General features: G+C 36.1%; 20 protein-coding genes. 8 read left to right on the top strand and 12 right to left on the bottom strand.

What is annotated here, in order from left to right; translation table 11 throughout:
• Window positions 1-311: 311 nt before the first annotated feature.
• Complete coding sequence (locus ABC346_RS06575; RefSeq protein ID WP_413234087.1) at window positions 312-1,256, bottom strand: L-threonine 3-dehydrogenase; 945 nt, start codon at window positions 1,254-1,256, stop codon at window positions 312-314.
• A 28-nt stretch (window positions 1,257-1,284) separates the two neighbouring features.
• Window positions 1,285-2,475 (bottom strand): glycine C-acetyltransferase, encoded by a 1,191-nt coding sequence (locus ABC346_RS06570; protein WP_413234086.1) that lies wholly within the window; start codon window positions 2,473-2,475, stop codon window positions 1,285-1,287.
• 191 nt (window positions 2,476-2,666) lie between these two features.
• Here ABC346_RS06570 and ABC346_RS06565 point away from each other — a divergent pair, with 191 nt between their 5' ends.
• Window positions 2,667-2,801: a hypothetical protein gene (locus ABC346_RS06565; protein WP_413234085.1), complete on the top strand. Its 135-nt coding sequence runs from the start codon at window positions 2,667-2,669 to the stop codon at window positions 2,799-2,801.
• 80 nt (window positions 2,802-2,881) lie between these two features.
• On the opposite strand, the gene ABC346_RS06560 is transcribed toward ABC346_RS06565, so the two are convergent.
• A complete protein-coding gene (locus ABC346_RS06560) occupies window positions 2,882-3,649 on the bottom strand; it encodes a LysM peptidoglycan-binding domain-containing protein (protein ID WP_413234084.1) in 768 nt (255 codons plus the stop codon).
• Between the two features lie 372 nt (window positions 3,650-4,021).
• On the opposite strand from ABC346_RS06560, the gene ABC346_RS06555 reads away from it, so the two are divergent.
• Complete coding sequence (locus ABC346_RS06555) at window positions 4,022-4,177, top strand: DUF1540 domain-containing protein (RefSeq protein ID WP_070097415.1); 156 nt, start codon at window positions 4,022-4,024, stop codon at window positions 4,175-4,177.
• Window positions 4,178-4,347: 170 nt separating this feature from the next.
• Here the strand turns inward: ABC346_RS06555 and ABC346_RS06550 are convergent, their stop codons facing one another.
• Complete coding sequence (locus tag ABC346_RS06550) at window positions 4,348-5,223, bottom strand: DUF1002 domain-containing protein (RefSeq protein ID WP_413234083.1); 876 nt, start codon at window positions 5,221-5,223, stop codon at window positions 4,348-4,350.
• A 248-nt stretch (window positions 5,224-5,471) separates the two neighbouring features.
• Between ABC346_RS06550 and ABC346_RS06545 the strand changes: the two genes are divergently transcribed.
• Window positions 5,472-6,680, top strand: a complete 1,209-nt coding sequence (locus tag ABC346_RS06545) for an MFS transporter (RefSeq protein ID WP_413236522.1) — start codon at window positions 5,472-5,474, stop codon at window positions 6,678-6,680.
• Window positions 6,681-6,970: 290 nt separating this feature from the next.
• Window positions 6,971-7,216, top strand: a complete 246-nt coding sequence (locus ABC346_RS06540) for a YuzB family protein (protein WP_413234082.1) — start codon at window positions 6,971-6,973, stop codon at window positions 7,214-7,216.
• Between the two features lie 46 nt (window positions 7,217-7,262).
• Here the strand turns inward: ABC346_RS06540 and ABC346_RS06535 are convergent, their stop codons facing one another.
• The 8 genes from ABC346_RS06535 to ABC346_RS06500 all read right to left on the bottom strand — a co-directional run bounded on the left by ABC346_RS06535 (window position 7,263) and on the right by ABC346_RS06500 (window position 15,103).
• Window positions 7,263-8,432, bottom strand: coding sequence for an iron-containing alcohol dehydrogenase (locus tag ABC346_RS06535; RefSeq protein WP_413234081.1), 1,170 nt, complete (start codon window positions 8,430-8,432; stop codon window positions 7,263-7,265).
• A 21-nt stretch (window positions 8,433-8,453) separates the two neighbouring features.
• Entirely contained in the window at window positions 8,454-8,831 is a 378-nt protein-coding gene (locus ABC346_RS06530; RefSeq protein ID WP_413234080.1) for a RidA family protein, read from the bottom strand.
• 39 nt (window positions 8,832-8,870) lie between these two features.
• Entirely contained in the window at window positions 8,871-9,524 is a 654-nt protein-coding gene (locus ABC346_RS06525) for a lysozyme family protein (RefSeq protein WP_413234079.1), read from the bottom strand.
• A 13-nt stretch (window positions 9,525-9,537) separates the two neighbouring features.
• A complete protein-coding gene (locus tag ABC346_RS06520) occupies window positions 9,538-9,948 on the bottom strand; it encodes a hypothetical protein (RefSeq protein ID WP_413234078.1) in 411 nt (136 codons plus the stop codon).
• A 28-nt stretch (window positions 9,949-9,976) separates the two neighbouring features.
• Window positions 9,977-11,317 carry an MATE family efflux transporter gene (locus tag ABC346_RS06515; protein WP_413234077.1) on the bottom strand — a complete coding sequence of 447 codons (1,341 nt, stop codon included), beginning with the start codon at window positions 11,315-11,317 and terminating at the stop codon, window positions 9,977-9,979.
• Window positions 11,318-11,493: 176 nt separating this feature from the next.
• The gene (locus ABC346_RS06510) at window positions 11,494-13,497 is read right to left on the bottom strand and encodes a TRAP transporter permease (protein WP_413234076.1); all 2,004 of its coding nucleotides are present in this window, start codon (window positions 13,495-13,497) and stop codon (window positions 11,494-11,496) included.
• A complete protein-coding gene (locus tag ABC346_RS06505; protein WP_413234075.1) occupies window positions 13,490-14,020 on the bottom strand; it encodes a DUF1850 domain-containing protein in 531 nt (176 codons plus the stop codon). Before ABC346_RS06505 ends, ABC346_RS06510 begins: the two co-directional genes overlap by 8 nt.
• Window positions 14,021-14,110: 90 nt before the next feature.
• Entirely contained in the window at window positions 14,111-15,103 is a 993-nt protein-coding gene (locus ABC346_RS06500) for a TAXI family TRAP transporter solute-binding subunit (RefSeq protein ID WP_413234074.1), read from the bottom strand.
• Window positions 15,104-15,463: 360 nt separating this feature from the next.
• On the opposite strand from ABC346_RS06500, the gene ABC346_RS06495 reads away from it, so the two are divergent.
• From ABC346_RS06495 to ABC346_RS06480, 4 genes are read left to right on the top strand one after another with little or no spacing between them, the layout of a single operon-like run.
• On the top strand, window positions 15,464-16,366 hold the full coding sequence (locus tag ABC346_RS06495; protein WP_413234073.1) for an ABC transporter permease: 903 nt from the start codon (window positions 15,464-15,466) through the stop codon (window positions 16,364-16,366).
• Window positions 16,367-16,382: 16 nt separating this feature from the next.
• Complete coding sequence (locus ABC346_RS06490) at window positions 16,383-17,339, top strand: ABC transporter permease (RefSeq protein WP_413234072.1); 957 nt, start codon at window positions 16,383-16,385, stop codon at window positions 17,337-17,339.
• A gap of 47 nt (window positions 17,340-17,386) precedes the next feature.
• On the top strand, window positions 17,387-18,430 hold the full coding sequence (locus ABC346_RS06485; RefSeq protein WP_413234071.1) for an ABC transporter ATP-binding protein: 1,044 nt from the start codon (window positions 17,387-17,389) through the stop codon (window positions 18,428-18,430).
• On the top strand, window positions 18,405-19,427 hold the full coding sequence (locus tag ABC346_RS06480) for an ABC transporter ATP-binding protein (protein WP_413234070.1): 1,023 nt from the start codon (window positions 18,405-18,407) through the stop codon (window positions 19,425-19,427). The genes ABC346_RS06485 and ABC346_RS06480 overlap by 26 nt, the downstream gene beginning before the upstream one ends.
• Window positions 19,428-19,494 lie beyond the last annotated feature (67 nt).

The following is a 19,494-nucleotide window of genomic DNA, read 5'->3' as shown; positions in this document are numbered from 1 at the left end:
ACTTTTTGCGATTTCTCGTTCTGTTTTCGTTTATAGAGCACGTCTATTCACTACCTTTTGCGATTTCTCATTCTGTTTTCGTTTATTGAGCATGTCTATTTACTACTTTTTACGATTCCTCGCTTTGTTTTCGTTTATAGGATCGTCTATGTAACAATTTAACTCATGTTCACAAACAGGGTTAAGCCCTCCCGATAAGTATCGAATAAAAAAACAGACCGCTTCATTCCAATTATTGATGGAACAAAAGCGGCCTAATAGGTAATTCATCTTTATTTCATTTTTTGATATCAAGCAAAGACGCGTTTTTATTATGCATTGATTTTTTTACGGACTTTATTTAGCATATCAGTGGTCATACGATCGATGTCATACTTTGCTTCAAATCCCCATTCTGCCGCTGCTGCATCAGCAGATATGGAATTTGGCCAACTATCCGCTATCGATTGGCGAATAGGGTCTACGGAATAAGACATTTTAAAATCAGGCATATGCTTCTTAATCGCTTTAGCAAAATCTTCTGGTGCAGCTGAAATTGCTGCGATATTAAATGCATTACGATGTACCAATTTATTTGGATTAGCTTCCATTAATTTAACAATCGCATTTAATGCATCGGGCATATACATCATATCCATATACGTTCCTTTCGAAATATACGACTCATAAGAACCTTTACGAATGGCTTCGTAATAGATCTCCACTGCATAGTCTGTTGTTCCGCCTCCAGGAGGAGCTACATATGAAATTAATCCTGGGAAGCGGACACCACGTGTATCTACTCCAAAACGAGAATGATAATAATCGCATAGCAATTCCCCAGATACTTTATTCACACCATACATTGTCGTCGGACGTTGTAATGTATCTTGTGGTGTTTGATCGCGAGGAGTTGATGGACCAAACGCGCCTATAGAACTTGGAGTGAAAAATTTTAAATCTAATTCTTTCGCGGTCTCCAACGCATTTAATAATCCACCCATATTTATATCCCAAGCCATTTTAGGGAAAGCCTCTGCTTTAGCAGAGAGCAATGCGGCTAAATGCATCACGGAGTCAACTTTATGTTTTTTTGCAACTTCAAATAATTGCTCACCATTTGTTACATCCACTACTTCGAAAGGCCCTTGGAAATCGCCTTCTGGTTCTCTTAAATCTGTGGCAATAACTTTATCGTCTCCATAGATACGACGAAGCATTCCTGTTAACTCGGAACCAATTTGTCCTAAGGCTCCTGTAACTAAAATCTTTTTCATAGTATAAATCTCCTCTTACTGTCATTCATTAAATAAGCTTCATTTCTTTCCCAATTTTTTTGTAGGTGGCAATCGCATCATCGAGCATTTCTTTTGTATGTGCTGCAGTAGGCATATTCCTCACTCGGCCTGTTCCCCTTGGAACTGTTGGGAATACGATCGATTTTGCATACACGCCTTCTTCATATAGGCGCTTACAAAACTCTTGTGCTTTCTTCTCATCTCCAATGATACACGGGGTAATTGGAGTTTCACTTTCCCCAATATCAAAACCTAAGTCTTTTAGACCTTGTTTTAAGTAATCACCGTTTTCCCATAATTTCTCATTTAATTCTGTACTTTCCATTAACATTTCAATAGCTTTTTTACTTGCAACTGCGTCAGCTGGAGATACTGCGGTGGAGAACAAGAATGGACGTGAACGTACTTTTAACCAATCAATTAATGATTGTTTTCCAGCTACATAACCACCAATAACTCCAATCGCTTTTGATAAAGTCCCCATCTGCATATCTACTTTATCTTGCAAGCCAAAATGTTTAACTGTACCCGCTCCATCACCGGTAACACCAGATCCGTGCGCATCATCTACATAAGTAATTAAGTCGAATTCTTCAGCGATGTCTACAATTTCAGGAAGTTTTGCAATATCTCCATCCATTGAGAACACACCATCTGTAATTACCATAATCTTATTATATTGCCCAGACTCTACTGCTTCCTTCGCTTTCTGACGTAAATCTTTCATGTCCGAATGTTCAAATCGAATGATTTTCGCTTTTGATAAACGACATCCATCAATAATAGACGCATGATTCAGTGAATCGGATAAGATGGCATCATTTTTATCCATAACACCAGAAATTGCCGCCATATTACAATTAAAGCCAGATTGATAAGCGATTGCTGCTTCGGTTCCTTTGAATTGAGCGATTGTCTTTTCTAACTCAATATGTAAATCTAACGTTCCATTAATGGTTCTTACAGCCCCTGCTCCGACACCGTGAGAATCAATAGCTTTTTTGGCTACTTCCTTCATTTCATTATTAGTCGCAAGTCCTAGATAATTATTAGAGGAAAGGTTGATGAGTTTTTTCCCTTCAATTGTTATCTCAGGACCATTTGCACCTTGCACTGTATCAATTTCATTATATAGTCCACGTTCTTTCAAATCGGAAATATTTTCTTGTAAAAATTGATCTAATTTACTACTTGTCATCTAAATCATCCTCCTTAAGATTGAGAGAATTTATCAACCTCTCTCAGTTTACCATAAACCAATTAAAATGTTTAATAATGCCCTATTGTTACTGTCTATAATTACCTATTTATAAATACGATTTCTATGTAGAAAAGTCAGTTATTTTCCCTTATACTGAAAATAGGAAATTAACTTTGGGGGATAGCACCATGAGAAAGATACTACTTGCTTTGTTTATTTGTATTATTGTTACTATCGGAGTTATTGGTTATAACGGTTTGAGTGATGAGCCAAATGAAGTAATTGAAGAAAAATCAACTCATTCAACCGAAATACAACTTTAATATAAATCTCTTGTTTTAAAATACCCAAAAAGGGAACCTTTATGAATAAAGGTTCCCTTTTTGTATAGGATTGACTATTATTACTCTACAATAGTCACGTCTACTTGTTGTACACCATAGTTGTTCGCTTCTTCTTTTGTTGGAACATGAAGATCAATTTTATTACCGTTAATTGCGCCGCCAATATCTGCAGCTGTTGCATAGCCATATCCATCGACATAAACTTCAGAACCTAATGGTATAACATTAGGGTCAACTGCAACAACTTTAGCATTTGGATTGCTATTTAGATCAATGCCTGTGTAAGTGACACCAGAACAGCCATCACATTTTGCTGTATATGCTGTAGCTGACATGGAGATAGTTTCTCCCGCTGGTGCAGATTCTTCTGTTGATTCAGAAGCATTGCTTTCTTCAGCTTCTGGTTGTTCCTCTGGTTGTTCCGATGTATTTTGTTCTTGTTGTGGCGTTTCTTTATTCTCTTTAGTATCAAGTTCTCCTTTTATGGATAACTCTTGATCTATAACAATTAAATCCGTGGAAAGATTGTTCCAATCCTTAAGTTGATTAACCTTGACATCAAACTCATCACTAATACTTGTTAACGTATCTCCACGTTCAACTGTATATATATTATTAAGATAAACCATATCCTTTGGATGAACTACGGTTGATTTTAAATCATTTATATCCATTAACTCTTCTACTGTTGTATCATATTGGTCTGCAATTTCCCAAAGACTTTCTCCGGGTTGGATTTCATGTTCTGTTGATTCAGCGGAAACTGTGGTTGCAGCCAAGCCTGTAAATAAGATACTTGCTGATAACGCTGCTACTAGTTTTCTCATCTGATAACCTCCTTCAATTTTGACAACCTCTATCCTATCACAGGGGTAAGGGGAATACAGTTACAGGAGGTTTAAGTGTAAGTTACAAGAATTACGTTATACTCTTAAACTATTACAATTGTAATAGAAATGATAAATTTATATACTTATATATTCCTATTATGTCAAAACTTCTTCATTCAAGGGAATCTGTAATAATTAAAATTTTTTACTAATCACAAAGTTATATAGAACTCATGCAGATAGTTAGGAACAATTTCATCAGGAATGGATCTATACAAAGAATGAATGTTCAGTTTATTGTGAATCTTTTGGTTGTATTGTATGAAACATACATTAGTTGCTAATGATAAAAAGGAGGAGGTGTTTTAATTGGCAAAAGATGTACTCTGTGAAGTGAATAATTGTACGTATTGGGCTGTTGGAAACAAGTGCATGGCAGATGCTATTTACGTGGTTAGTCATAAGGGTAGACAAGCATCGACAAGTGAAGAGACAGATTGTAAAACGTTCGTTCCAAAGATCTAAAATTGCACTAAACAAAGAATTTCTACTTTCACCATTGCCAGTTCAAAAACAGGAATTGCGTTTATCTCTAATTTAGAACTGACTTTTTACTAATTACGATTTTAGACCAAACAATAGAGGGATAGATCGTTGTCAACGATCTATCCCTCTATTGTTTGGTCAGCACACCATTAACTAAATAAATTACCTATAGATCGGAATAAATCTCTAAAGAAGTTCGCTACCTTATCCCAAAATCCTTGATCAAGCCCAAGATCTTCAGCCTTTTCGACAATAGAATTTGTAATACTATCGAGTTGCTCTTTGACTGCTCCAAAATCTATTTCTAACTCTTTCATTTTATCAAATAAATCAACAAGCATTTGACGATCTTGTTCACTTAAGTTTATCTCTAATTTATCGAGTTGTTCACTTACAATTTGTTCTACATCTTCTCTAGTCGCAGGATTTTGTTCTGCAATCATTTTTTTTATTTCTGTTAATAAATTACTTACTTCCTCTTGATTGACGTCACCATTGTCAACAAGATCGGTCGCAACATTCAGCTCTTCATTAGCTAATTCCATTCTTTCTTTATCTAATTGCTCTCCCTCTACATCATAGGCTTTATAAATACCTGTAAGTGCAGAATGGCCAGAAACTTGCACTGGTGATACAACGTTCACTGTCGCATCTTCAGCACCTGCAGTAAGTAATGCATTCTCATACATCTCTTCTGTTACTTCAGTGATATTTTCTGGTGTAACGATGTTAACCTCTAATCCTGTCCCTTGTGATTCTAAAATAATACCTGCTGAAGAATACATATTTGACCGTGGGTTACCATTAATGTAATCCGCATAATCTTGCCCAGTTACATCATGCTCTTCAACCATCTCTTGATCTGATATTTCTAATAACTCTTTTACCTCAGAGCGTTGGCTATCGGTTAATTTTTCTCCATATATAATGATTGTAGTTGAATCTGCAGATACAGGCATTGCAAAACTTACAAACAAGATTAATCCTAAAGCAATATACTTCATCATATTTAATGTAGTTTTCATTTTTTTACCCCTTTCTCACAAGCTAATCCATATTATGCTTGTCTCGAAATTATTAGAATTAGATGAGCTATCTTATATTATACCTCGAAAGAATTTAACTGACAGGAATTAAGCGTATTTTTTTTTGAGCAGAATTCTTTCTTTTTATTTCGGGTTTATGTATATTTAGATTAACGAAATAAATCGGCAAGAAAGAAGGTTCGAACATCATTCATAACAATCAAGATGTACAGCGCAACTTGGTCATCATGTGGTTAGCAAACTTTTTTATTAGTGGAAGCATGACCATGGTTGTCCCTTTTATCTCCTTATATATTGAGTCAATGGGAGATTTTTCTGAAGGGTACGTACAGACATGGTCAGGGTTAACGTTTGCTGTTACATTTATTACAGCTTTTATCTTTTCTCCTATATGGGGAAGAATCGGCGATCGATACGGACGGAAAAAAATCATGATCGCTTCTGCTTTTGGAATTGGTGTTTCAGTATTTTTAATGGGATTTACCGATACCGTCTGGCAATTATTTCTTTTACGTTTATTCATGGGAATTGTAACAGGATTCATCCCTATGTCACAAGCATTTATTGCAACACAAACACCAAAAGAAATTGCAGGTAAAGTACTAGGTACACTTCAAACGGGTACAATTACTGGTTCCCTTATGGGTCCTTTGCTCGGTGGAGCATTAGCAGATGCGTTTGGATATACGAGTACATTTAAATGGGTTGCTGTCACTATTTTCATCTCTGGGTTGCTCGTTTTATTTGGAGTTAAAGAATTAAAAATGAAATTTTCTAATGACGAGGAAGATACAAAGAGATATTCTAGAAAAGAAGTATTGCAGCATATTCTACAAAAACCAGTATTATTTGTAGTAATGTTATTATCTGCACTTGTTCAGATTGCCCATTTTAGCATCCAGCCCATTCTTTCTCTGTTTGTTTCAGAGATACATGGTCCAGTAAATCTTGCATTTTTTGCTGGGATTGCTTTTTCAGCCGCAGGATTAGGTAACCTTTTAATGGCACGGCGTTGGGGAATTATTGGAGATAATCATGGTTATATAAAAATACTCATTATTTTATTATTTGCTGCAGGATTTGTATATTTACCTGGAATGTTTGTAACAAATATATGGCAACTCGTTATATTACGTTTCTTACTCGGCCTATCTATTGGAGGGATTGTCCCATTACGAATTGCATATATTCGTCAAGAAGCACCTCTATCCATGCAAGGAGAAGTTCTTGGTTATAATACAAGTTTACGTTTCTTAGGTAATATTATTGGACCCGCTTTAGGTGGAACAATTGCTGCCTCGTTTGGTTTCTCTGCCGTATTTTTAATAACAAGTATGTTATTAATTCTAAGTGGACTTATCATGCTATATGTATGGTATCGCCATGAATATGAGCCAAGTGGGTCTCATTCTCACTCTTATCCTTCTTCTAAGTAAGCGACTTAGGAAGGCTCAAGTAAGACACCGAATAAACTCTTTCATAAACTGAACCCCTATTGTTGGATTTTTGTCCAATAGTTAGGGGTTCAGTTTATGAAAAGGAAAGCTATCTAGTCACTCAATTCATCAATTGAGTATACTTCTAAAGCGATTTTCAAATACAATTTCACTTGGTTTCTTCTGTCTCTAACTGATCTTCATCCTATATTCTAAGTTAAATAATTGATTTGTTGTATTAAATATGCTAAAAATAACAAGAAACTATTAATAGAAAGAAAGTGATAGCAATGGGAATAATCGTCGTTGAAATTTGTGACGGAAATGCAATCACTACCATTGATATAGAGTCTATCTTAGAGGAAGAATTTCCAGAGGTAGCTGTGCTAACAAATGAATGCTTGTCTTTTTGTGGCCTTTGTGCTGTAAGACCATATGCATTAGTTAATAATAAACGCATCTTTGGTAAGACTCCCGAAGAGTGCCTAGATAAAATACGTAAGCAAATTAAAGAAGAGCTTGCCGTGTATGAATAATACACGACAAGCTCTTTTTTTATCCGACAATTTATTTCCCGGGAAATTACAAACTTGCCTTATAAATATCGACAGAATCTTGCCTAGTTAGTTTTTTATAATTACCGAATTCCGGTCTAGCAATTACCGTTTTATCAGCCATTTCTCCGACAGACTCTTCATTAATATCATAATCACTTAACTTGGTTGGAGCTCCGATATTTGTCCAAAATTCTTGAAGCTTATCAATACCTTCAAGTGCAACTTCTTTATCTGACTTACCTTGATCATCTACATCAAACACTCTTACAGCTAATTGTTTAAAACGTGGTGCATTTTCTTCATCTAATACATGTCGCATCCACTGCGGGAATAAGATTGCCAATCCGCCACCATGTGGAATATCATGAACAGCTGAAACTGCATGCTCTAAGTTATGTGTTGCCCAGTCACCATGATAACCTAAATTCAGCATGTTATTTAGCGCTAACGTACCACCTAACATAGCTGTTGATCGATACTCATAGTTTTCTGGATCGTCTAATAGTTTAGGAGCAGTATCTATCATTGTTAACAATATTCCTTCGCACCAACGATCTTGTATTGGTGTATTCGTTGTATGATGGAAATAATGCTCTAATACGTGAGACATCATATCAACAATGCCGTAAATCGTTTGATCACGAGGCACAGAAAATGTATGGACAGGATCTAAAATAGAAAACTTAGGGAATGAAAACGGAGAACCCCAGCCATGTTTTTCATTGGTTTCCCAATTCGTTATCACAGATCCAGCATTCATTTCAGAACCAGTTGCAGCTAATGTAAGTATTGTACCAAATGGCAAAGCACCCTGTGCCTTTTCTTTTTTCGTAACAACATCCCACATATCAGCCTCAGTAACTGCACCTACTGCAATCGCTTTTGTACAATCAATTGTACTACCGCCACCGACAGCTAATATAAAATCAATTGATTCTTGGCGACAAATTTCTACACCCTTTTTAACCGTAGAAATACGTGGATTTGGCTCTACACCTGGTAATTCAAATACAGCTGCTTCTATTTTTCCAAGTTCAGCAAGAACATTATCGTATATACCATTACGCTTTATGCTTCCTCCACCATAAACAATCAAAACTCGCTTCCCAAAAGGCTCAATCTCTTTCGAAAGCTGTTCAATTTGTCCTTTCCCAAAAATTAGTTTGGTTGGATTTTGGTACACAAAATTATCCATACTATTCCTCCTCTACATTGTCTATTTTACGTATGCAACAAGATCCATTTCAATTAATACGTCTTTTGGCAAACGACTCACTTCTACCGTTGCTCTTGCTGGATATGGCTCTTGCAAATATTTTCCATATATTCCATTAACAACTTCAAAGTCTTCCATAGATGATAGATAAATAGTAAATTTTACTACATGATCAAATGTAGCTTCTGCTTTTGCTAAAATAGCTTCTAAATTACTTAATACTTGTTTTGTTTGATTTTCTATTCCTTCTTCAACCTCACCTTTAGCTGGATTGATTGGAATTTGTCCAGAAATATAAAGAAAATCACCAGCTTGAATTGCTTGAGAATAAGGTCCAATTGCAGCTGGTGCTTTCTCTGTTTGAATTGCTTTTCTCATTTCTTCTCCTCCTAAAAACATATGATTTATTCCATCATATCAGTTTCCAATCTGTCTTTCTATCGCAAGCCTATAATCCATTACAGAGGAAACATAATAAATATCTCCATAACATGCTTCAAGTTCCTTCGCTTCTTCTCTTCTACATGTATAGATGGAATTATCTCTTCCGGATTGATCATACATTTTTTGCGAGAACGTAATTGCCGCTTCTTGTGTGTACTCCCCTTCATTATCTTGGACGTATTCGATAAATCCATGCCCAAAATTATATGCTTGTACTGCCAATTCAATATCTCCGCCAGCTTTATCTAATGCTAGTGCAAAGAACGATACACCTTGCTGTATGGAAAGGTCAGGATCTTTTATACAGTTCCGCTCTCCACAAAGACTCTCAGACGATTGCATCGGATCCAGTCCTCTTCCTCCCGATTCTTGCATCATCATGGCAAGGATGACTGGTGTATGTTCTTCAACTCCATTTTGTTTGGCGTATTTACTAACGATCGAGTGATACTCCCATATATTTTCACTAATTTCTGGGAGAGCATCTTTTTGAATCGGACCTGAAGCTTCATTTTCAATGTAATTTGTAACCAAAGATAATACAATTAACGATAAAATAAGTAGAAGACTAATTCCGAATAGTTGTTTTGTCGTATATTTCCACTTTTTAGAGGTATTTCGATTCAATCTTCATTCTCCTTCAAGATTTGTTACAGTACTGTTGAGATAACCCTATAGAAAACCCGTAAATAAGGTGTCCGATTATCCAGATGACTACAGCCCAGCCATCATAAAGTTCTGGGGTACGATCAGATAAAACTGTAGTTGGGTAAATGAATAAACCGATTAATCCACTTATACTTACATATGCCCAAAGTTTACCTTCCAAATTCCATAAACGAAGAAAGAAGATTAACGTGTACACGAGAACAATCGATACACCAATATGATAACTAAATTCAAATAGTGGTGGATGTTGCCATTCACCTATAATTGGGAAATAATCGATATTCATCAATAAGGTATATAAAGGTTTATTTGTAACTAATTGGCACAAATAGAAAAACAGTCCAATGATACACCCGGAAATAATTCCAATTAATAGAAGCATGTTCTCCTCCCAATCTTTAATCCGTTATTTAATTCTTGAACAATTCCTTCTGCCGCCATTTACCATATCGATAATAGAAAATAGCGAACAAACTACTTATCATGAAGCTAGCACCCATACCAATTGCAATTCCTATTTCCCCAAACCACGAGGAGAATAGAGCTGTTAATGGATAACGCAATATCCAAAAAGAAATTACATTCAGTACAAGCACTTGATACATCGCACCAGCTGCGCGCACAATTCCATTTAATATAAAGTTAATCCCTAAAAATGGATAACAAAGTGCAACTATTTGTAAATAAAGGGTACCAAATTCTACCGCTTCCGGTTCTCGAATAAATAAACGAACCCCATATTGAGCAAATATGGCAACGATAATCCCAATTGCCAACATAATAGCGAAATTATAGATTACACCATAAATGGCAATTTGGCGTATTCTCTTCCAGTTTTTCGTCCCGATATTTTGGCCAGCCATACTTGCAACAGATGTACTTAATGCATGAGCAGGTAACATGAGTAAACTATCCAACCGCTGTGCAGCTCCAAACCCAGCTACTACAGATTCACCATGTGTTGCAACGACACTTATAATAGCTGCTGAACCTGCTGAAATCACTGACATTTGCAATCCAGAGGGGATACCTAAATGTAGAATTAGTTTTATCTCCTCTTTTGCAGGTAGCGTTGGCATTGTGAACGGAGCTAACTTTTTCCATAGAACATAGGTAAATCCACTGATAAATGAGACTGCTTGTGATAGAACCGTAGCTATTGCTGCGCCCTCTATTCCCCAATCCAATACAGAAATAAACAAGGGGTCAAGGACAATATTTAACCCAACTGCGACTGTAACAAAATATAACGGTGTTTTACTGTCACCCAAGGACCGAAGCACCGTACTAATAAAGTTGTATCCAAATAGAAACCATATCCCAAAAAAATTGATTCTTAAGTATGTAATAGCATCACTCATCATCACTTCAGGAGTCCCGAGTAAACGTAAGAATTGCTCAGCAAACACAAAACCTAAGACACCTAATAATACAGAAATCAATGTTAATAATACGACAAAGGCATTTAAGTATCTCTCTAGTCCTCTTTCGTTTTGTTTTCCTTTTTGTTGAGAAAGAATGGTCAGTGCTGCATTATTTATACCTATGATAAATGAAAGAACTACAAAAAGAATACTCCCTGAAATAGCTACTGCTCCTAAAGATGTAGCTCCTAATAAATTCCCTACCCATAAACTATCGATAAATTGATAAGAGGTTTGTAATAAATTCGCTAGTAATATCGGTCCAGAAAAATAAAATAGCTGTTTAGCGATACTGCCTTGTGTAAAATCATACTGTTTCTTCTTCATATGTATTCGCCTCTTCTTCATCAAAAATCCACTATTTCCATCATAACAGAAAGGTTTTTCTTTGAAGAACTATTTGTGAGAAATACCCAAAGTCCATAGAGATAATACTTACTCGGATAAAAAAACGCATGAAACCTATCACTAGATTTCATGCGGATTATATTAAATAATATACTTTATCCGTTAGCTAACTTTACTTCATTTTCATTATCACTATCTTTTTCTCTTGTAACAAATTGGATCACTAGTTGGACAGCAAATAATATAAATCCTATCGTATCTGACACACCTTCAGGATAAATAAGTAATAGCCCAGTCGCAATAGCTAAAATTCTCTCATACCACTTTATTCTCCTGTACCAATAGCCTATCATTCCAGCACCTATAGCTATCATACCTAGGAATGCGGTAAATAAAGCAAATAATATTTCTATCCAGGTGGAGTCTATCATTAATAAAGTTGGATTTAATACAAACATATAAGGAATGATAAACGCTGCAATTGCCAGCCGAGCGGCATTTGCTCCTGTACGAATAGGTTCACCGCCAGATATCCCACTAGCAGCAAAAGCAGCCAGAGCTACTGGAGGTGTAATATCTGCAACAATCCCAAAATAGAACACAAACATATGAGCAGCTAATACAGGTATAGCTACATCTAAATTATCATTGAGTGCTAAAATTGCTGGTAATGCAATGGTTGATGTAATAATATAATTCGCCGTTGTTGGTGATCCCATTCCTATAATAATGGAAGTTATCATGGTAAATACAAGTGTAAGTATTAATTGAATTTCCGGCGTACTTGCAATTGTTCCTGCAATAGATACAAGACTATTACCAAGTTTTAATCCTAAACCGGTTTTCGTTACTACACCAACAATTATACCAGCACAAGCTGTTGCTGCAGCTACTCCAAGCGCAGTTCTTGCACCTTGTTCTAAAGCTACAAAGAACTTCGGAACTGTAATACGTGTATCTTTACGGAACAAGCTTACAATGATGGTAGTCAAGATACCATATATTGCTGCTCGCTCAACACTTACTCCAATAAATAAGAAATATACGATTGCAACAATAGGTAGTAAAAGATGTATTTTCTTTAATACCGTTTTTTTACTCGGTATCTCTTCACTTGGCAACCCTTTTAAACCTGATCGCTTTGCTTCTAAGTGAGTCATAATCCAAATACCAGCAAAATACAAAATGGCAGGAATTATAGCTGCTTTAGCTATGTTCCAGTAGCTTTCTCCAGCAAACTCAATCATCAAGAATGCTGCCGCACCCATTATTGGTGGCATTATCTGTCCACCAGTGGATGCCGCTGCCTCTACCGCTCCGGCAAAGTTCTTACGATAACCAAGTCGTTTCATTAGAGGTATCGTATAAGAACCAGTGGTTACCGTATTTGCTACTGAACTTCCTGAAATTGTACCATTCAAAGCACTTGAGAATATGGCAATTTTAGCCGGTCCTCCAACCCTTTTTCCAGCTATAGAGATAGCCAAATCATTAAAGTAATTACCTACTCCAGTTTGTACTAAAAATGCCCCAAACAACAAGAATAAGAAAATATATGTCGAGGATACTTGTAATGGAGTACCTAAAATTCCTTCTGTGGTAAAGAACATGGATCGTATTAATTGTTCTAATGATAAACCAGGGTGTGCAAACATACCTGGTATATTAGGACCTAACAATGCGTAACCCAAGAATAATAATGCAATTATTGTGATAGGTAAACCAACAGCCCGACGTGCCGCTTCTAATACTAGCAGGATAGCTACCCCACCAATTAACATTTGGTCAAGAGGTATCGACCCGAATTGTTGTACAAGCGTATCATAATTTATCGGCCAGTATGCACACACTACAATCGCTAACACCATTAGAACATAATCGTACCAAGGAATCCTATCTTTTTTCGTCTTACGGACAGCAGGAAACAGTAAAAAGATAAGCGCCAAAGCGAAACCTAAATGTATCGTCCGTTGTAGGTATGCTGTCAATTGTCCGAATATACCGGTATATATTTGGAAAATCGAAAATAGAACTAATGCAGAAAAGATAACGATTGCTAAAACTCCAGTTAGCTTTCTAGTATTCGCTTCTGCATCATACTTCTCTAGCAGCTCTTGTTGTTTAGTTTCAGATAGATTTTCATGTTGTTTGTCACTCATGAATATTCACTCCTTTCAATAGCTCGAATAAAGAAATTTGTTTAACTTTCAACTTATACCAATCACCAGGAGAAAAGTAATCATTAAAAGGAACAGTGTGTACATCCGTACGATTATCGCTGTCCCCCCAAGAAAGTCTATGATTAGAGACTTTTTCACCGTTTCGTATATTTAAATAGTCAAATTCATTGGTCATGTTTTTTATATGGTATTTCCCATCAATATATTCAAACTCTTCATCTCCCATTGCATCATTCGGCATCCCTATACCATATTCCTCATAAACCATTTCATATTGCATAATTTTATTATCATCTGTAATAAGATACTTTTCTACAACATCTGTTAAATGAATGGAATGCGTGAAAGTTATTCCAAAATAATCTCCAGAATCAATAATCAGATATGCCTGTTGTTTATCTGTTTGTCCTTCATAAAAGACCAGAGCAGTACGAAAAGGTATGAAAATTAAAATGATCATCATTACAATAGTCAGAAGCATGAAAAGCCATTTTTTTTGCATCAAATCACCTTTTACAGATTGAGTTAAAAATCAAAAAATAGCCGGCAGCCTATCCCAGAATGGGTGGAGCCGGCCATTTCATGAAATTATTTACTCTATACCTTGTTCATCAAAGTATTTCTGCGCACCTGGATGTAAATCAATTCCAATTCCATCAAGTGCAGTATCAATTGTTATAAATTCACCTTTTGCGTGGGAAATCTTATCAGCATTATCATAGATTGCTTTTGTCATATCATATACAAGATCTTCTGATAAGTCACTTGATACTGCTAACATTGCAAGTACAGCAACTGTTTGAATTTCTTCATCAAGACCACCATATGTTCCTCCAGCAATTACATCAGAAGCATAGTAAGGATATGCTTCTACTAATTCTTCCACCTTATCTTCTGCAATGGGAACAATTGAGATATCTACAGTAGCAGCAAGTCCTTCTACAGCACCTGTTGGTGTACCAGAAGTAATAAATGCTGCATCGATATTACCGTCTTGAATTCCACCAGTCGATTCACCAAAATCAAGGTTTTGTGCTTCCACATCATCCATTGTCATACCATGTATTTCAAGGATTTGTTCTGCGTTAATATATGTTCCTGACCCTGGCGCACCTACAGATACTTTTTTGCCCTCTAAATCTTCCACAGAAGCAATACCAGAATCAGCAGTTGTTACGATTTGAATTGTTTCTGGATATAACGACCCGATTGCCTGTACTTTTTCTACAGGTTCACCGTCAAAAGCATTGATACCTTCCACTGCGTGAGCAATTACGTCTGTTTGAATAAATCCAAGTTGAGCCTCGCCATTTTCAATCGCCAGTACATTTTCAGCAGAGGCATTAGAGGAAATAGCATCTACCTGTACATCAGTATCACTGTTAATATTCGTTGCCATTTCTCCACCTAACGGGTAATATGTACCACTTGTTCCACCCGTAACTAGTGTTAACATTTCTGGGTCTTCTCCACCTTCTGATGCATCTCCATCTCCATTAGATCCCTCATCATTACCGCCACAAGCAGCAAGAAGAAGAATAAGTGCTACTAAAATAGCTAATTGACCATACCATTTTTTCTTCATACAAACGCCCCTTTTAAATTATTAATCTAGTAAAAATATCTTACAATATTTAAAACTAAAATGTCAAATTATTATCAAAATAGAAAGCGAATACATAAAGTGTTTAACGCAATACTTTGGTATAATAATTGTTTTGTTAACCAAAAATTTTGATATATTTTAATTTTAAAACTTTATTTTTCGACAATAATTTTGAAATTATTGATTTTTGCTTCCGTATAAGGTTTCTAATGCATATTTCCTAGTATATTTTTACAAAATTCTCTCTTTCTCAACATTCACCTTATTGTAAATCAATTAGTTCGTGATATAATCATACAGATAGTATATTCATTGAAAAGAAAGGAAGATTAGCAAACTATGAGCCAACCAACAGAACACATAGAAACTCCCCAAACTGCTCATAAGCCACCTAACCATAGGCTGAAAAGTTGGAAAATTGTTTTTAATAAGTTTAAGAAAAATAAGTCAGCTATGATTGGCGGAATTTTAATTATTCTATTAATAATTATCGCAATTGTTGGACCATTTTTCACTCCATATGGCCCCTATCAGCAAGATATCCTGAATAAATTGCAGGGACCTTCAGCTGATCATTGGTTTGGGACGGATAACTTTGGAAGAGATATTTTTAGTCGAGTAATTCAAGGGACAGGTTTAACACTTACAATTGGATTTTTCTCCATAGCCTTAGGCGCAACAATTGGTGTATTCTTTGGATTAATAGCAGGTTATTATGGCAAACGTACTGATAGTATTATTATGCGAGTCATGGATATTTTACTTGCTTTTCCTGGTATTCTTCTAGCTTTAGCTATTGTAACAGTACTTGGAGGAAGTATTGTGAATTTAATCATAGCTGTTGCAGTCTCAAGTATTCCTGTATTTGCACGTATCGTTCGTGGATCCGTTTTATCTGTTAAGAAATTGGAGTATATCGATGCTATGCGCGCTCTTGGTGCTAGTGATACCCGAATTATTTTTAAACATATTTTTCCGAATATTACCTCTCCTATTATCGTTCAGGCAACTCTGAGTATTGCCACAGCAATTCTATCTGCAAGTGGACTATCTTTCCTCGGTTTAGGTGCACAACCACCATCGGCTGAATGGGGTGCGATGCTTAGTGATGGAAGAAACTACTTATATAATGCAGGACATGTTGCACTCTTCCCTGGCTTAGCTATTGTGGTAGCTGTGTTAGCATTTAATTTATTAGGTGATGGATTACGTGATGCATTTGATCCAAAAACGAAAGAATAGAAAGAGGTGAACAGCTATGTTTAAATTTATTATTCGAAGATTACTGCAAACTATCCCCGTACTTATTGGGGTATCCATATTAGTATTTAGTATGATGCACTTAATCCCAGGTGATCCAGCTCAGATTCTAGCAGGTGAAAGTGCACCAAAAGAACAAGTTGAAAATATTCGAGAAAGACTGGGTTTAAACGAACCTATTCCAATGCAATATTTCTCATACATTACGGATGCTGTTCAAGGTGACTTAGGTAACTCAATGAGAAGTGGACGTCCTGTGGCAGATGAAATAGGAGCAAGATTCTGGGTTACCGTAGAATTTTCCATATACGCCACTATTTTAGGTGTATTTGTTGGATTAATCGTAGGGATTGTTTCAGCAACTCGTAAGTATTCATTTTTAGATACTTCGTTAATGTTAATTGCTTTGTTTGGGTTGTCTATGCCAAATTTCTGGCTAGGTTTAATGTTAATTCAATGGTTCTCTATAGGTATTGATCTGCCATCATGGGTACCGTTCTTTGACAATACAAGTTGGTTTAGTCCTTCTGGATGGGGGAATTTTGATCAACTGGTTCTTCCAGTTATAACTTTAGGAACAGGTAGTGCAGCTATTATTGCTAGAATGACAAGATCCAGTATGCTAGACGTTATTGGACAAGATTATATACGTACCGCCCGTGCAAAAGGGGTAAAAGAAACAATTGTTATTTATCGACATGCATTAAAGAATGCCTTAATTCCAGTAGTAACTGTCGTAGGATTACAGTTTGGTGGACTTCTCGGCGGGGCAGTACTTGCTGAATCTGTATTCGCTATTAATGGTATGGGTAAATTAATTATTGATTCTATTACTGCTCGTGACTTTCCAGTTGTACAAGGTACGATTCTTGTAGTGGCACTATTATTCGTTTTCGTTAACTTATTGGTAGATATAACTTATAACTTCCTAAACAAACGAATTGATCTTGATTAATCTAAAAGCCTTACAAGAGTTATGAATAAGAGAAAGGAGCAACTATTATGACTAGTGCACCAAACGTTTATAATAATATATTAGAGATTAATGAATTACAGACTTCCTTTTTCACCAAAGATCTAGAGGTAAAAGCTGTTGATGGTGTATCTTTTAGTATTCCTAAAGGTAAAGTACTTGGTGTTGTTGGTGAATCTGGTTCAGGAAAAAGTATAACTTCATTATCGATCCTACGCCTCATTGAAGAGCCTGGGAAGATTAAAGGTGGCGAAATTAAGTTTAAAGGCGAGAACCTGTTAGATAAATCAGAGTCTCAAATGCGTAAAATTCGCGGAAATGAAATTTCAATGATTTTCCAAGAGCCAATGACATCTCTTAATCCAACGTTCACAGTTGGACAGCAGATTGGAGAATCTTATAAAATCCACCAAGGTTTGAGTAAAAAAGAAGCGAAAAAACGTTCTATAGAAATGTTGAAATTAGTAGGTATTCCGTCTCCTGAGAAACGTGTCGATCAATATCCGCATGAACTATCTGGTGGTATGAGACAACGTGTAATGATTGCAATGGCACTAGCATGTAATCCAGAATTACTCATTGCAGATGAACCTACTACTGCTCTTGATGTTACTATTCAAGCTCAGATATTAGACTTAATTAAAGATTTACAGGAACAACTGGATATGGGAGTTTTATTAATTACACACGATTTAGGTGTTGTAGCAGAGACATGTGATTATGTAGCTGTAATGTATTGCGGGAAAGTTGTTGAGTATACAGATACAAAAACTCTTTTCTCTTCACCCAAACATCCATATACTGTTGGATTAATGGAGTCCATACCTCAACATGATAAAGATATTGAAGGAGATTTATCTGTTATTAAAGGTTCTGTGCCAAGTCCAGCAGACATGCCTAAGGGATGTCGATTTGCTCCAAGATGTCCGTTTGCTACAGATTTATGTCGTGAAAAACTTCCAAACTTAGAAACAGATGAAAATGGTAATCAAATTCGTTGTTGGATATACTCTGATGAATGGAATGGGGATCCGGAGGTGAGTGTTTATGAAAAATCAGAAACAACTTCTTAAAGTACGAGAATTGAAACAACACTTTCCTATTAAAGGTGGAGTTTTCGGTAAAACTATTAACCACGTTAAAGCAGTGGATGGTGTTTCATTTGATGTGTATGAAGGTGAAACATTAAGTATCGTTGGAGAATCTGGTTGTGGTAAATCAACAACTGGAAGAGCTATTTTACGCTTAGATGAGCCAACTAGTGGAGAAGTAGAATTTAATGGAACAAATATACTCGAATTAAAGAAAAAAGAAATGAATAAATTTCGGAAAGATATGCAAATTATCTTCCAGGATCCTTATGCATCTATTAATCCTCGTCAAACCGTTAGACAAGTATTAACAGAAGCAATGGAAATTCAAAACTCTTATCCAAAAACGGAGAGAAGAGAGAAAGTATTAGAATTAATGGAGCGCGTTGGACTTGGTCCACACCAAGCAGATCGTTTCCCACATGAGTTCAGCGGAGGTCAGCGTCAACGTATTGGTATCGCCCGTGCATTAACTGTCAATCCTAAACTTATTATTGCTGATGAAGCAGTATCTGCATTAGATGTATCCATACAAGCACAAGTTATAAATCTATTAAAAGAATTACAGCGTGATTATAACCTTACCTATTTATTTATCTCTCATGATTTAGGCGTTGTTCGTCACATCTCTGATCGTATTATCGTTATGTATCTTGGTAAAATTGTAGAAATTGCAGATAAGAAATCATTATTTGATAATAACATGCATCCATATACAAAGGCTTTATTGTCTGCTATTCCAAGCACGGATATGGAGAAAAAACGTGAGCGTATATTACTAAAGGGAGATGTCCCTTCTCCAATAGATCCTCCACAAGGATGTCGATTCCATACTCGTTGCCCGTTTGCAACAGAGTTGTGTCGTACAGAAGTTCCTGAGCTTAGAAATACAGATGGAATGCAAGAAGGTCACCTATCTGCTTGTCACCATATGGAAGCTATTCGTTCAGGTGAACATAAACAAACTGTAAATGCTTAAAACTAAAAGACGCCATCGTTTATCTCATGGCGTCTTTTATTATGCGATCCAATTTCACATAATTAGA

Source organism: Oceanobacillus phoenicis (assembly GCF_047238145.1).
GTDB lineage: Bacteria > Bacillota > Bacilli > Bacillales > Amphibacillaceae > Oceanobacillus.
The sequence above is the reverse complement of the archived record's forward strand: the minus strand, read 5'-3'. Positions and strand labels throughout refer to the sequence as shown.